We start from the raw sequence: 13,395 nt of genomic DNA, 5'->3' as shown, positions 1-13,395 counted from the left end.
CGGTTTAAGGTCGGGTGGTGAACGACGGCCCCCTGATCGTGCAGAGCGACAAGACCCTCCTCCTCGAGATCGATCACGAGCGGGCGGGCGAGTGCCGCCGCGCGATCGCCCCGTTCGCCGAGCTGGAGCGCGCGCCCGAACACGTGCACACCTACCGGCTGACCCCGCTGGGGCTCTGGAACGCCCGGGCCGCCGGCCACGACGCCGAGCAGGTCGTCGACGTGCTGCTGGAGTACTCGCGCTACCCGGTGCCGCACGCCCTGCTGGTCGACGTCGCGGAGACCATGGCCCGCTACGGGCGACTGCAACTGGTGAAGGACCCGGCGCACGGGCTCGTGCTGCGCGGCCTCGACATCCCGGTGCTCGAGGAGGTGCTGCGCTCCAAGAAGGTCGCCCCCATGGTCGGTGACCGGATCGACGCCGAGAGCGTCGCCGTCCACCCGAGCGAGCGCGGCAACCTGAAGCAGGTGCTGCTGAAGCTCGGCTGGCCCGCCGAGGACCTGGCCGGGTACGTGGACGGCGAGAAGCACCCGATCGCGCTGGCCGAGGACGGCTGGTCGCTGCGGCCGTACCAGGCCGAGGCGGTCGAGGGGTTCTGGCACGGCGGCTCGGGGGTCGTCGTCCTGCCCTGCGGCGCGGGCAAGACCCTGGTCGGTGCCGCCTCGATGGCCAAGAGCGGCACCACGACGCTGATCCTGGTGACCAACACCGTGAGCGCCCGGCAGTGGCGGGACGAGCTGATCGCGCGGACGTCGCTGACGGAGGACGAGATCGGCGAGTACTCCGGCGCCCGTAAGGAGATCCGGCCCGTCACCATCGCGACCTACCAGGTCATGACGACGCGCCGGAAGGGCACGTACGGGCACCTCGAGCTGTTCGACGCCCGCGAGTGGGGGCTGATCATCTACGACGAGGTGCACCTGCTGCCCGCCCCCATCTTCCGGATGACCGCCTCGCTGCAGTCGCGCCGCCGGCTCGGGCTGACCGCGACGCTGGTGCGCGAGGACGGCCGCGAGGGTGACGTGTTCAGCCTGATCGGGCCCAAGCGCTACGACGCCCCGTGGAAGGACATCGAGGCACAGGGCTACATCGCCCCGGCCGACTGCGTCGAGGTGCGGGTCACGCTGCCCGAGAGCGAGCGGCTGGTGTACGCGACGGCCGAGCCCGACGAGCGGTACCGCCTGTGCGCCACGTCGCCCGAGAAGTCGCGCGTGGTGGTCGAACTCGCGAAGAAGCACGCCGGCGAACAGCTGCTCGTGATCGGCCAGTACCTGGACCAGCTCGACGAGCTGGGCGAGACGCTGGACGCGCCGGTCCTGAAGGGCGAGACGAGCGTGGCCGAGCGACAGCGGTTGTTCGACGCGTTCCGGGCCGGGGAACTGCAGACGCTGGTGGTCAGCAAGGTCGCCAACTTCAGCATCGACCTGCCGGAAGCCTCGGTGGCCATCCAGGTCTCGGGCTCGTTCGGGTCACGCCAGGAGGAGGCCCAGCGCCTCGGCCGGCTGCTGCGCCCCAAAGCCGACGGGCGCGGGGCCCGGTTCTACGCGGTGGTCTCCCGCGACACCCTCGACCAGGAGTTCGCCGCGCACCGGCAACGGTTCCTCGCCGAGCAGGGCTACGCCTACCGCATCGTGGACGCTGAGGACGTCGCCGCGTTCGACTGAGCACCCGCCTCGGGAGACGGGCGCTCAGTCGAACGGCGAGCGTGTGGTCAGGGATTTCGGAACGTAGCGCCCTTTCCGTGGGTGGTCAGAAGAGGGCAGACGCCGACGCCCCCGCGGACGTTCCAACCCCGTTGTGTGCATAGACGGTGACCTTGCAGACGCCGTGCGCGGGGGGATACACCCGGGCCGAGGTCGTCGACCAGAAGGACGCGGCGGCTCCGGCGCAGGACCCGGTGGTGGTGATCCGGTAGTCGGTGGCGCCCGGTGTCCCTGCGGCCGGGGGGTTCCACGTGACGCCGACGTACCACCCGCCGCGGATGTTGATGTCACCTATGACGCCGGGCTGGTAGGCCGTGACCGCCTTGACCCCGGTCGGCGCGGCGGGCGCCGCCGTGGTGGCGGTCCGGAAGCCCGTGGCGGACCCGGTCGGCGGCGGGCCCTGGAACAGGTGACCGACCCGGTCGGTCACGGTCAGGTAGTAGGTGAACGGTTGTTGGGTACCGGCTACCAGAGGTAGCGATCCGGTCCAGGTGCCGTCGAGATCGGTTCCACCGGTCCGGGTGAGCGCGACGCTGCTACTGCGGGACTGGTTGAACGGCTGCGGCAGCGAGCTGTCCTCGTCGCCGGTCGCGCTGACGGTCACCGACGCGACGCCGCTGACGTCGTCCGTGACCCGCATCGAGACCGGGATGGAGCTACCGGCCGTGGCGGGGTAGGGGCCCGAGCCCCCGGTGAACGAGGCGACGACGGGGGCCTGGGTGTCGGCCGCGGCGCCGGTCACGGTCAGCTCGGGCAAGCCCATGGCCTCCAGCTGGGCCTGCTCGTAGCCAGCTGAGAAGGAGGCGAGGAAGCACTGGCTGTTGGCGGTGACGACGGAGGTGAGCCCGTACTGACCGGGGGCGGTCCCGCGGGTCACGCCGAGGGTGCCCCGGTACGTGCCGGCCTGCCCGCTGACGGGCTTCAGCTGCTTGGCGAACCCTAGCGGCCCGACATCGACACCGATGCTCGAGAAGCCGGCGGTGGCCTTCAGGGTCATGGTCACCGTGGAGTCGACGGCGTTGCTCACCGATGCCGGGCTCCAGCTCAGGGAGCTGATGCTGAAGCTGCAGGCCGCCTGGGCGGTGGTGGCGGGGGCGACGACGAATGCGGCCGCGAGGGCGGTCGCCACGACCAGGGCGCGGGTGGTCAGGGTCTTCAGGCGCATCTTGGTGCCTTTCGGATGGTGGCGGACCGGCGTCAGGGCAGGAGGGCCTGGACGGTCACACCCTCCGAGAGGCCCGCCTCGTTGCCCGCCTGCACCGTCACCTTGCAGACGCCGGAGGACCCGCTCTTGCGGAACTCGGCCGACGTGCTCGTGGTCCACGTCGGCGAGGGGAGGGCACACGACCCCGACGTCGTCAGAAGCCAGAACGCGTCCGGGCTGACGACCGCCGGCCGGTTCCAGGTCACCTTGGCCACCCAGCCCGGCGAGAACTGGCCGATCGTGAAGTAGTACTGCGTGACGGCCTTCACGCCGGTCGGCTTCGCCGGGACGGTCGCCGCCTGCGCGGACGATCCGACGCCGAAGGCCGTGGTGGACAGGGCAGCGGCGGTCAGAAGAGCACGCGCCGTAAGGGAGCTGAGAAGCACGTCAGGGACTTCCTCTCGGGCGATGCCGAGGCGGTCACCCCCCGGCGCGGAACCAGGCGGATCGTGGTCGGACGGAGGTACTGCTGACAAGAGCACCTGCCCGCGGTAGTACGTCCGCGCAGGTCAGGGGCCTGACGTCAGGAGACGGAGACCAGGTCGACCACGAAGACGAGCGGGGAGTTGGCCGGGATCGCCCCCGTGGCCTGCGCGCCGTAGCCCAGTTCGGCGGGCAGGATCATGACGCGCCGACCGCCCTCCTTCATGGGCGGGACGCCGTCGGTGCCGCCGATGCCCTGGGTGAACCCGGGTACGACCTGCATGAGCGAGAAGCTGGCCGGCTGGCCGCCGCGGCTCCACGAGGAGTCGAACGCGGTGCCGTCCTTGTAGAGCACGCCCTCGTACTGCACGGTCACCGTGGAGCTCGCGTTCGCCTCCTTGCCGGTGCCGACCACGAGGTCCTTGTACTCGAGCTTCGCGGGGGTCTTGCTGGAGGACGACGTGGGGTTCGACGCCTTCGTCAGGTCGGTCGGGTTGCTCACGGTGACGCCCTGGTAGGTCACGGCTCCGGCGGCCGGCGCGGCGGACGACCCGCCCGCCGACGCGGCCAGGCTGCTGCCGGTGTCCGACGGTTCGCTCCCCCCTCCGCAGGCGGCCAGGGCGAGGGCTCCGGCGAGGACGGCGGTCACGGCGAGCGAGCGGGGCACGGCAGGTCCTGACTGGTCGGGGACGACGCGGGCGTCAACCCTAGTCAACGGAGCTGTGATCGCCGGTGAGCAACCGGCGCCAGCGCTCCTCGCTGTACTCGAAGGGCGGTTCGGTGGCCAGGAAGTCCAGCAGCGGCGGGAGCAACCGGTCGGCGGCGGTCTCGTGCAGGAAGTGCCCGGCGTCGGGGATCTCGGCCACCGTGGCCGTGGGCACCAGCTGCGCGAAGGCCCGGTGGTGGTCGGGCGGGATGGTCTGGTCGTTCGCACCCCACGCGATCATCACCGGCATCCCGGCCAGCAGGTGCAGGCGCTTCAGGGCGCTGACGGTCTGACCGCGCCAGTTGATGACGCTCTGGGCGGTGCGCACGAAGGCGACCCGCGAGCGGGGGTCGCTCAACCCGTGCAACGTGCCCGCGGTCGGGCCGGCGTCCTCGAGCGCCAGGAAGCGCGGCAGCATCGACATCAGCGGCAGCACGCGGCGGGTCACGCCCTCCGGGATGCGGGCCAGCTGGGCGACGACGGTCTCGGCGCCGGGCAGCGTGGCCGCGCGCAGCATCAGGTTCACCTCGGGCCCGAGGCCGCCGCTGCTGATCAGGACGCCGCGCTGCGTCCGTTCCGGGAACTGGTAGGCGAACTGCAGCGCGATCCCGCCGCCGAGGCTGTGCCCCACGATGGTCACGGCCGGGACGTCGAGCACGGTGAGGACGTCGCGCAGCGCCGTCGCGTGCGCCCCCAGGGAGTAGTCGCCCGAGGGTTCCTCGGAGTCGCCGTGCCCGGGGAGGTCCGCGGCGATGACGCGGTGATCGGTGGCGAGCGCGCCGATCAGCTTGCGCCAGGTCCGGCGCGTCGCACCGAGCCCGTGCACGAGCAGCAACGCGGGCGCGTCGTCCGGACCGGCGGTCGTGCAGGCGATCTTCCCGCCCGGCGTCCGGACGACGGTCTCGGTGATCTCGGGCCGCGCCACGCCCCGACCGTACGACACGCCCCGACCGCCCGCCCCTCAGAGGACGGCGGTCGCGCTGACGCCCGTGGACGAACCTGCGGCGTTGCGGGCCACGACCGAGACGGTGCACAGGCCCATCGAACCGGTGCGGCCGAAGGAGGCGGTCGGTTCGGTCACCACCACGGCGGAGCGGGCGCACGAACCGGTGGGGGTCACGAGCCAGGAGGCGGCGACCGGCTGACCGCTCGTGGACTGGTTCCAGGTGACCTTCACTGCCGGGCCGCTGCCGCCGATGCCGATGTTGACCGCGGGAAGCGAAACCGCCTTGATTCCCGTGGGTTTCGGCGGCGGCGCGGTGGTGAAGGTCGAGAACCCGCCCAGGTCGGAGCGTTGAGTCCCGCGCCCGTACCGGTCGATCGCCGACACCGAGTACGTCCAGGTGTCCTGCGTGCCACCGGGCAGGGGCAGGGAGCCGGACCAGACGCCGTCGCGCGCGGTGCCGCTACTGCGCGTGAGAGTCACGGAGGTGCCGTACGGGGTCACGTTCGCGTTCGGTGCGTACGCGCCGACGGTGACCGCGGACGCGCCGCTGAGGTCGTCGCTCACCCGCACCGACACGGGGATCGAACCGCCGCGGGTCGCGTCGTAGGTCCCGGTCCCGGCTGTGAGTGACGCGATCACCGGAGCCTGGGCGTCCTGTGCGCCGGTGACGCTCAGCGCCGGGAAGGCGGCGAGCTGCGCGGCACTGTAGGACCCGGAGTATGTGGCCAGGAAGCACTGGCTGTTGGCGGTGGTGACGCCACGCAGCCCGTAGCTGCCCGGGGTCGCACCGGGGACCACGGTGACGGTCCCCCGGTACGTGCCCGCTTGACCGGTGACCGGCGTCAGTCGTGCGTACGCCGGGTCGAAGACGTGAGTGTTCGAGGCCAGGTCGTCCAACTGCACGGTGACGTAAGGGAAGCCGGCCGTGGCCTTCATCGTCAGGGTCGTACTCGTATCGGTCGCGGTGTCGTCCACGGTGGCCGGGCTCCAGGCCACGGAGCTGATCGAGAAGGTGCAGGCGGCCTGGGCGGACGGGACGGGCGCGACGACGACAGCGGCGGCGATCAGGGCCCCCGTGACGAACGCGCGCAGAGTCAGGGTTCTCATGCGCATCGACGGATGCTGCGGCCCTACGGGTACTGCTGACAAGAGCACCTTGAGGTAGGTGCTCGGTCGGGCTCAGCGTGGTCGGGCGTTCCGGGAGAGGACGACGGCCAGGTAGACGCCGGCCAGTGTGGGCGAAAGGACGGCGAGGACGAACAGGAGCGGCAGGGCGAGGGCGACGGCCACGGGATACCTCCGGGAGTTCGGGAACGGAACGGTCAGGGCGCCGAGAAGGCGAGCAGGGCGCCGAAGCCCGCCAGCAGGGCGAGGAAGGCCGGAACGACGGCGATCACCGTGGCGATCACCTTCTGCCGCCGGGTCCAGGCCGGGGAGACCCAGGCCAGGACGATGCCGACCAGGGGGCCCATGCCCGGCAGCACCAGGGACCCGACCGTGAGCAGGAGGACGGCGACGATCTCCAGGGCACCCCAGGGCGAGTTCGGGACGCCGGTCAGCGGCGGCAGCGGCGGCCGGGCCTGCGGCCCGCCCTCGGCGGCGACGATCTCGGCCGGGTCGCCGAGCCGGTCCAGCGTGGCCAGCACGGCCGCGTCCGAAACCGCCTCTCCCGTCAGCGCTTCGGCGAGGTGGCCGCGGATCTCGGCGATCAGCTCGACACGGCGGCCGGGCGGCAGCACGGCGGCCGCGGCGTTCAGCCGGGCCAGGTAGTCCCGCACCGCGGGGTGGTCCAGGGCGGTGGTCATCATCGGGTCCCCTCTCCAGTGCCGAGCCTCAGGACTCGGTCGACGCCGTCACGGAAACGGCGCCACTCCTCGACGAAACCGGCCAGGGCGCCGTGCCCGGCCGGGGTGAGCGCGTAGTAGCGACGCGGGGGGCCGGAGTCGGACTCCTGCCAGGTCGTCGTCACCAGCCCCTCCCTCCGCAGTCGCGACAGCAGGGGGTAGATCGTCCCCTCGCTGGTCAGCAGTTCGTCCGCCGACAGTTCCCTGACCAGGTCGAAGCCGTAGCGCGGTTGTGACCGCAGCAGCGCCAGCACGCAGAACTCCAGAGCTCCGCGACGCAACTGCGGCAGTACCTGCCGCGTCTCGCCAGGTTCCATGCGTCACAAGGTAGCTGCCAGTACCTTGCGGCGCAAGAGTCCAACCGCGGATGGCGCCGGAACGACCGGAGGGCGCCACCGCCCGGTCCAGGCGGTGGCGCCCTCCGGCGCTGAGCCTCTACTTGCAGACGTTCGCGCCGACCCAGGCGTAGACGGCCGGCCACTTGATCTTCCCGGCCGCGATCCCGGCCAGCAGCCCGGCGTCGACAGCCACCCCGAGGACGGTGACCACGATCCCGGCCGTGGCCAGATAGCCGACCACCGCACCGGAGAAGGCGTAGAGCGCCACGGTGACGGCCACCGAACAGGCCACACCCTTGTCGAGCTTCAGGGTGGCGGGGTCGATCAGTTCGATGGACTGACCCTTGGCCAGAGCCTTCACCGCCGCCTGCACCTGGGCCAGGGTCTGGGTCGGCTTGATGGTGATGGAGGGGGCGAGGGCCGCGGCGGGGACGGGGGCGGCCTGGGCCACCTGGGGGGCACCGACACCGAGGAACACGGCGAAGGCCAGGGCCAGGCCCACGAGCAGTCGCAGGCGACGGCGGCCGACAGGGGAGTGCGCAGTCAGGGGGTACGCAGACATCGGAGTCCTTTTCCGGTCGGGGATGGAAACCAAGATCCTGTCGAGGGCGGCGCCGCTTGAAAAGACCGTTAGGTGACGATTTCGACACCGCTTCATCGCGCCCACAAATCTGTGAGCCGGCGTCCAGACAGTTCCCAGGAAGCGTGCCGATACTCCTTGACGTGGCTGAGAAGACTCCTGAGGCGCGACTGCTCGTCGTCGACGACGAGCCCAACATCCGCGAGCTGCTCACGACGTCCCTGCGGTTCGCCGGGTTCGACGTGATGCCCGCGGCCGACGGCGGCGAGGCGCTGAAGCTCGTCGAGCAGCACCGGCCGGACCTGGTCGTGCTGGACGTGATGATGCCCGACATGGACGGCTTCACGGTCACCCGGCGGATGCGCGAGCGCGGCCGCAACATCCCGGTGCTGTTCCTCACCGCCCGGGACGAGAACGCCGACAAGATCACCGGCCTGACGATCGGCGGCGACGACTACGTCACCAAGCCATTCAGCCTCGAGGAGGTCGTGGCCCGCATCCGCGCGGTGCTGCGCCGCACCGGCGTGGCGGCCGACTCCGACTCCGGCCGGCTGATCTTCCACGACCTCGAGCTCGACGAGGACAGCCACGAGGTGCGCCGCTCCGGCAAGCTGATCGACCTGTCCCCCACCGAGTTCAAGCTGCTGCGCTACATGATGCTGAACCCGAACCGGGTGCTGTCGAAAGCCCAGATCCTGGACCACGTCTGGGCCTACGACTTCAACGGTGAGGCGGGCATCGTCGAGTCGTACATCTCCTACCTGCGGCGCAAGATCGACGATGTCGACCCGGCGCTGATCCACACCAAGCGGGGCGTCGGCTACGTGCTGCGCCTGCCCCCGGAGTCCTGAGCCGACCATGTCAACCTCCTCCCCCTCCGACACGGACGTCGAGGTCGATCTCGATGAGGTCGAGACTCTCGGACCACCGGAACCCCTGCGCCGCATGCGGTTCGATCGCGAGGCGCTGCGCCGGCGGGCCCAGGCCAACCGTGTGACCGCGCCGGTCGCGAACCGCTGGAGCCGCCTGCCCCTGCGCGCCCGGCTGGTCGGCATCATGGTCGTCCTGCTGTTCATCGCCCTGGCCCTGACCGGCGCCGGCACGACGTTCGTCCTCAAGCGGTTCCTCGTCGGCCAGGTCGACCAGGACCTGCGCGACGACGCCGACCGCATCCTGACCGCGGCCCAGAGCGCGAGCGGCCTGGGCGGCGGGCCCGGGCTGCCCAGTCGCTACGTGGTGCTGATCGCGCGCGAGGGCCAGAACCCGGACCTCATCACCGGGACCGAGGAGTCGGACGGCACCGAGACCAGCACGTCCGGGGCCCTGCCCCGATTCCCGACCATGACCACGCGCGAGGTCGAGGCGCACAACGGTGAGCTGTTCACGGTCGACTCGAACAACCACGGCGTGCACTACCGGGTCATCGCCTACGCCATCACGCCCCAGTTCGGCGGCGGCGGGCAGTCGGTCGGGTACGCCCTGATCGCCCTCCCGCTGACCCAGGTCGAGGACGCCATCAAGCAGGTCGAGATCATCTTCCTCAGCCTGGGAGCCGTGCTGGCCCTGCTGTCCGCGCTGTTCGGCTGGATCGCCATCCGCCAGGCCCTGGCCCCCCTGGTGGAGGTCGAGGAGACCGCGGCGGCCATCGCCGCCGGCGACCTCTCCCAGCGCGTCCCCGAGCGCCCGTCGTCCACCGAGGTCGGCCGGTTGACCACCTCGCTCAACGGGATGCTCACCCAGATCGAGAGTGCGTTCCGGGCCCGGGAGGCCTCGGAGTCCCGCACCCGCCGGTTCGCGGCGGACGCCTCGCACGAGCTGCGCACCCCGTTGGCCTCGATCCGCGGGTTCGCAGAGCTGTACCGGCAGGGCGCGGTGCGCGAGGAGGAGGACGTCGCCCGCACGATGGGCCGGATCGAGGACGAGGCCCGCCGGATGGGCGGCCTGGTCGAGGACCTGCTCATGCTGGCCCGCCTGGACGAGCAGCGGCCCGTGCGCAGTGAGCCGGTCGACCTGCTGGTGCTGGCCGGGGACGCCACCCATGACGCCCGGGGCCTGGCCCCCGACCGTACGGTCTCGCTGGTCGGCCTGACCGCGAACTCCGGACCGGCGTCCGCGGTGGTCACCGGGGACGACGCCCGGCTGCGCCAGGTGGTGAGCAACCTGGTGGCCAACGCCGTGCGGCACACCCCGGCCGGCACTCCGATCGAGTTGGCGGTGGGGCGGGCCGGGGCGATCGCCGTCCTGGAGATCCGAGACCACGGGCCGGGGCTCGAACCCGAGCACGCGGTCAAGGTGTTCGAGCGGTTCTACCGGGTGGACGCCTCGCGAGCCCGCAGCCAGGGCGGCGGTTCCGGCCTGGGGCTGTCGATCGTGGCCGCGGTGGTCTCGGTGCACGGCGGACGGGTCGGGGTCGCCCCCACCCCGGGCGGCGGGGCGACTTTCCGGGTCGAGCTGCCGTTGCGGCCGGCCGAGGACCGCCCGGAGGACGACGCGAGCTTGTGAATCGACTCACAAGCATCGGTTACCCCCGGGTAGCGGGCTGATCGCCCCGCCCGGTCATGGGATGATTACGGAGCCGGACCGGCGCGCACACCGCCCACCACGCGGTGGTACCCCTCTCGCGCCGGCCGGCCTGGCGGCCCGAGGCAGCGCCGTCCGAGTCCTCGCGACCGGGCCACGGCGATCCCGTGCGACCCGGCGCCCCTTCTCTCCGTATGGAGCGATGCCATGACCGGCACCACCACGACCGGGTCCCTGTGGGCCCGCTTCCTCGACACCGTCCTGCCCGCCCCGAACCCGGACCGCCTCGTCCGGGTCACCGAGGTCGGCCGTACCACCCTGCCCCTGGCCGAGGCGAGCCTCGCCGACGTCGACATCAGCCCGGTGATCTCCGAGAGCCGCACCCCGCACGGTGACTCTCGGTTCATCGTCCTGGTCGCCGCGCGGGACCTGCCCGTGGCTGAGGAGGTGCTGGCGGGGATGTGAGCGGACGCGCCGGAGGGCCTCCATGACCCTCCCCGGCGCACCGTGACGGCAGCACGACCACCGGTGACGGCCGGCTCTCCGCTGAACGGCGGGGACCGGCCGTCACCCCGTTCGGGGACGTGAGCCTTCGCACACCCGATATTCGGCCCTTTCGGGATGCGGAGGGACCCTCCTCATGGTTTATAGAACATAAGAGCAGGTCAGAGTGGCCTTCTCGAGCGTGTCGCCGAGCCGGTCCCCGGAGCGTTGACCCGCGCAACACTCCGCGGAAACCCAGCGGTCACCTGGTCCGCACAAGATGTCCGGACAAGGCGGAGAACGTCTGACAAGATCGGACGCACGCTCCACTTGGTACCTGCTCAACGGCACGTCGAAGAACCTCCGAGGAGGCCTGAATGCTGCACACAGCTGGGACGCCGGACGCCGACTCCGTTCACGGTGAGTCGCCGAGCGCTCCCCTCGCGAACCCGCGTCGGACGCGTCTGGGCGCCGACGGCCGGCCGATCACCGGCCCGGTCAGCACCACCGACTGACGACTCCGCGAAGGGCCGGCCGAGGTACTCGGCCGGCCCTTCGACGCGTCCGGACGGCGGGGGCGCTCCAGGTGGCGGGATTCCCAGGATGCTCTCAGGGTGGAAGCAGAGAACGTCGAGGCGGACAGGGTCGAATGTTCCGCGAAGCACTCCGGCGATCCTGACCACGAGGTAGTGACATGACGAACGGCAACGACGAAGAAGCCCGCTACGCGTGGGCCCGCAGGCCTCCGGTCGGCGGTGAGCCGCCGTCCCGCTACGACGAGGAGCCCGCCGCCCCGGCGTCCCCGGGCACGACGGGCACGACGGGCACGACGGGCACGACGTCCCCGCTGAGCACCGAGGCGACCACACCGCAGCCGGTGACCCCCCAGCCGACCGCTCCCCAGCCGGTCGCCGCCCAGCCGGTGGAACCCCCGGCCGGCCCACCGGCCCCGCAGCCCGCCGTCCAGGCGCCCGCCGCCCCGGCCGGCTACGGGTACGGGTACGGGCAGCCCGCGGCGTCGGGCTGGACCAGCCCGCAGGCCACCGCCGTCCAGGACCGGCCCGCCGCACCTCCGCCCCCGCCCGCACCCCCCAGCGGCTTCGGCCCCTCCGGCGGCCCCGGCCATCAGCCCTCGGGCCCCGAGTCGCAGGACCGGCCCGGGTACTCGTTCGGCGCCCCGACGCCGCCCGGCCCGCCGGACGCCCCCGGTGGCGCGGTGCCCCGCCCCCGCGAGCCCCGCCGTCCGGGCTGGGGCGGTGTGGTGGGCGTCGGCGTCGGCGCGGCCCTGCTCTCGAGCCTGCTGACCGCGGGCCTGATCGCGGCCACGACGGACGGCACCACGGCGGCCGGCAGCTCCGGCTCGGACACCAAGGTCTCGGCGCCGGTCACCACCAGCACCGCGGAGAACCCCGACTGGACGGCGGTCGCGGCCGCCGTCGAGCCCAGCGTGGTCGCCGTGACCGTGAGCAGCCAGTCGGCCTCGGGCGAGGGGTCGGGCGTCATCCTCAGCAAGAGCGGCGAGATCCTCACCAACAACCACGTGGCCACCGGGGCCGGAAGCGACGCCAGCATCGGGGTCGTCCTCTCGGACGGTCGCGAGTACGAGGCCAGTGTGGTCGGCACCGACAGCCGGACCGACCTCGCCGTGATCAAGATCAAGAACCCGCCGTCGGACCTGACCCCGGCCACGCTGGGCAACTCGTCCACCGTCAAGACCGGCGACCCGGTGATGGCGGTCGGCAACCCGCTGGGCATGCAGAACACGGTGACCACCGGCATCGTCAGCAACACCGACGCCCCGGTCACCACGTCGTCCTCCGAGAGCGACCAGCAGCAGAATCCGTTCGGCGGCGGGACCGGTTCGGGCAGCGAGCAGGTCTACACCAACGCGATCCAGACCGACGCGGCGATCAACCCCGGTAACTCCGGCGGTGCTCTAGTCGACGCCCAGGGCCGGGTGATCGGCATCCCGTCGTCCATCGCCAGCCTGGGCAGCAGCACCCTCGGCGGCTCCGGCGAGTCGGGCAGCATCGGCATCGGCTTCGCGATCCCGGTCGACGAGGCCAAGACGGTCGCCGACCAGCTGGCCAAGGGCCAGGCCGTCAAGCACTCGTATCTCGGCGTCAGCCTCGCCGACGCCGAGGTGCGGGTCGACGGCGCGTCCCGCGAGGCGGCGGTGCTGAAGGAGGTCGTGAACGGGGGCCCGGCCGACAAGGCGGGGCTGAAGGTGAACGACGCCATCATCGCGGTCGACGGTGACTCCGTGAACAGCTACGCCTCCCTGGTCGGACAACTCCAGGAGCGCCAACCCGGCACGTCTGTGACACTGACCGTGGTGCGTGACGGCAAGAGCCAGAAGATCGCCGTGACGCTCGGCACGAGGCCGACCTCGTCGAGCTGAGATCGGACCCCGTGCGGCGGTGACTCCCCCGTTCGCCGCCGCACGGGCCATGCCGCGGGCATGGCGTCGGTGGGAGGGGGCGAGCGCGGGGTCAGGGCCGCGCTCGCCTCCTCCCATCTTCACTTTGCGGCCCGCCGGGGTTGTGGACGACGGGCGCCTGTGGACAACTTCGGGAGGGTGCGTCCGGGTCTGGGAGCCTTGAGGGAAACGCGGCGCGGGCCGCGGGTTTCTACGAGGGGACGGTCCA

Annotated in this window: 14 protein-coding genes; 6 read left to right on the top strand and 8 right to left on the bottom strand. The window is 71.8% G+C overall.

The window, feature by feature from the left end; genetic code table 11:
- Positions 1-17: 17 nt before the first annotated feature.
- A complete protein-coding gene (locus ACIB24_RS05510; RefSeq protein ID WP_398276291.1) occupies positions 18-1,664 on the top strand; it encodes a DNA repair helicase XPB in 1,647 nt (548 codons plus the stop codon).
- Between the two features lie 85 nt (positions 1,665-1,749).
- Here ACIB24_RS05510 and ACIB24_RS05505 read toward each other — a convergent pair whose 3' ends face one another.
- From ACIB24_RS05505 to ACIB24_RS05470, 8 genes are all read right to left on the bottom strand, one after another.
- Positions 1,750-2,868 carry a hypothetical protein gene (locus ACIB24_RS05505; protein WP_398276288.1) on the bottom strand — a complete coding sequence of 373 codons (1,119 nt, stop codon included), beginning with the start codon at positions 2,866-2,868 and terminating at the stop codon, positions 1,750-1,752.
- 32 nt (positions 2,869-2,900) lie between these two features.
- A complete protein-coding gene (locus ACIB24_RS05500) occupies positions 2,901-3,293 on the bottom strand; it encodes a hypothetical protein (protein ID WP_398276285.1) in 393 nt (130 codons plus the stop codon).
- 137 nt (positions 3,294-3,430) lie between these two features.
- A complete protein-coding gene (locus ACIB24_RS05495; protein WP_398276282.1) occupies positions 3,431-3,997 on the bottom strand; it encodes an FKBP-type peptidyl-prolyl cis-trans isomerase in 567 nt (188 codons plus the stop codon).
- Positions 3,998-4,037: 40 nt separating this feature from the next.
- A complete protein-coding gene (locus ACIB24_RS05490; protein ID WP_398276279.1) occupies positions 4,038-4,961 on the bottom strand; it encodes an alpha/beta fold hydrolase in 924 nt (307 codons plus the stop codon).
- 36 nt (positions 4,962-4,997) lie between these two features.
- Positions 4,998-6,095 (bottom strand): hypothetical protein, encoded by a 1,098-nt coding sequence (locus tag ACIB24_RS05485; protein WP_398276276.1) that lies wholly within the window; start codon positions 6,093-6,095, stop codon positions 4,998-5,000.
- Positions 6,096-6,304: 209 nt separating this feature from the next.
- Positions 6,305-6,787 (bottom strand): HAAS signaling domain-containing protein, encoded by a 483-nt coding sequence (locus ACIB24_RS05480; RefSeq protein ID WP_398276273.1) that lies wholly within the window; start codon positions 6,785-6,787, stop codon positions 6,305-6,307.
- Complete coding sequence (locus ACIB24_RS05475; RefSeq protein ID WP_398276270.1) at positions 6,787-7,143, bottom strand: PadR family transcriptional regulator; 357 nt, start codon at positions 7,141-7,143, stop codon at positions 6,787-6,789. Before ACIB24_RS05475 ends, ACIB24_RS05480 begins: the two co-directional genes overlap by 1 nt.
- Before the next feature lie 118 nt (positions 7,144-7,261).
- Complete coding sequence (locus ACIB24_RS05470) at positions 7,262-7,726, bottom strand: hypothetical protein (protein ID WP_398276267.1); 465 nt, start codon at positions 7,724-7,726, stop codon at positions 7,262-7,264.
- A gap of 161 nt (positions 7,727-7,887) precedes the next feature.
- Here ACIB24_RS05470 and ACIB24_RS05465 point away from each other — a divergent pair, with 161 nt between their 5' ends.
- From ACIB24_RS05465 to ACIB24_RS05445, 5 genes are all read left to right on the top strand, one after another.
- Positions 7,888-8,595: a response regulator transcription factor gene (locus tag ACIB24_RS05465; protein WP_398276264.1), complete on the top strand. Its 708-nt coding sequence runs from the start codon at positions 7,888-7,890 to the stop codon at positions 8,593-8,595.
- A 94-nt stretch (positions 8,596-8,689) separates the two neighbouring features.
- Positions 8,690-10,246, top strand: coding sequence for a sensor histidine kinase (locus ACIB24_RS05460; RefSeq protein ID WP_398276261.1), 1,557 nt, complete (start codon positions 8,690-8,692; stop codon positions 10,244-10,246).
- 225 nt (positions 10,247-10,471) lie between these two features.
- A complete protein-coding gene (locus ACIB24_RS05455) occupies positions 10,472-10,729 on the top strand; it encodes a hypothetical protein (RefSeq protein ID WP_398276258.1) in 258 nt (85 codons plus the stop codon).
- A gap of 395 nt (positions 10,730-11,124) precedes the next feature.
- A complete protein-coding gene (locus ACIB24_RS05450; protein ID WP_398276255.1) occupies positions 11,125-11,262 on the top strand; it encodes a hypothetical protein in 138 nt (45 codons plus the stop codon).
- Between the two features lie 179 nt (positions 11,263-11,441).
- Positions 11,442-13,148, top strand: a complete 1,707-nt coding sequence (locus tag ACIB24_RS05445) for a S1C family serine protease (protein WP_398276252.1) — start codon at positions 11,442-11,444, stop codon at positions 13,146-13,148.
- Positions 13,149-13,395: the final 247 nt, after the last annotated feature.

Origin of the sequence: Spongisporangium articulatum, assembly GCF_044465595.1 — a bacterium.
GTDB classification, from domain to species: domain Bacteria; phylum Actinomycetota; class Actinomycetes; order Actinomycetales; family Kineosporiaceae; genus Spongisporangium; species Spongisporangium articulatum.
Note: the sequence above shows the minus strand (reverse complement) of the source record. Positions and strands in the feature narration are given on the sequence as shown.

Bases quoted from the DNA above. Each gene is read 5' to 3' on its own strand.
- ACIB24_RS05505 (WP_398276288.1), bottom strand. From the start codon at position 2,868: ATGCGCCTGAAGACCCTGACCACCCGCGCCCTGGTCGTGGCGACCGCC.
- ACIB24_RS05485 (WP_398276276.1), bottom strand. From the start codon at position 6,095: ATGCGCATGAGAACCCTGACTCTGCGCGCGTTCGTCACGGGGGCCCTG.
- ACIB24_RS05480 (WP_398276273.1), bottom strand. From the start codon at position 6,787: ATGACCACCGCCCTGGACCACCCCGCGGTGCGGGACTACCTGGCCCGG.
- ACIB24_RS05475 (WP_398276270.1), bottom strand. From the start codon at position 7,143: ATGGAACCTGGCGAGACGCGGCAGGTACTGCCGCAGTTGCGTCGCGGA.
- ACIB24_RS05470 (WP_398276267.1), bottom strand. From the start codon at position 7,726: ATGTCTGCGTACCCCCTGACTGCGCACTCCCCTGTCGGCCGCCGTCGC.
- ACIB24_RS05460 (WP_398276261.1), top strand. From the start codon at position 8,690: ATGCGGTTCGATCGCGAGGCGCTGCGCCGGCGGGCCCAGGCCAACCGT.
- ACIB24_RS05455 (WP_398276258.1), top strand. From the start codon at position 10,472: ATGACCGGCACCACCACGACCGGGTCCCTGTGGGCCCGCTTCCTCGAC.
- ACIB24_RS05450 (WP_398276255.1), top strand. From the start codon at position 11,125: ATGCTGCACACAGCTGGGACGCCGGACGCCGACTCCGTTCACGGTGAG.
- ACIB24_RS05445 (WP_398276252.1), top strand. From the start codon at position 11,442: ATGACGAACGGCAACGACGAAGAAGCCCGCTACGCGTGGGCCCGCAGG.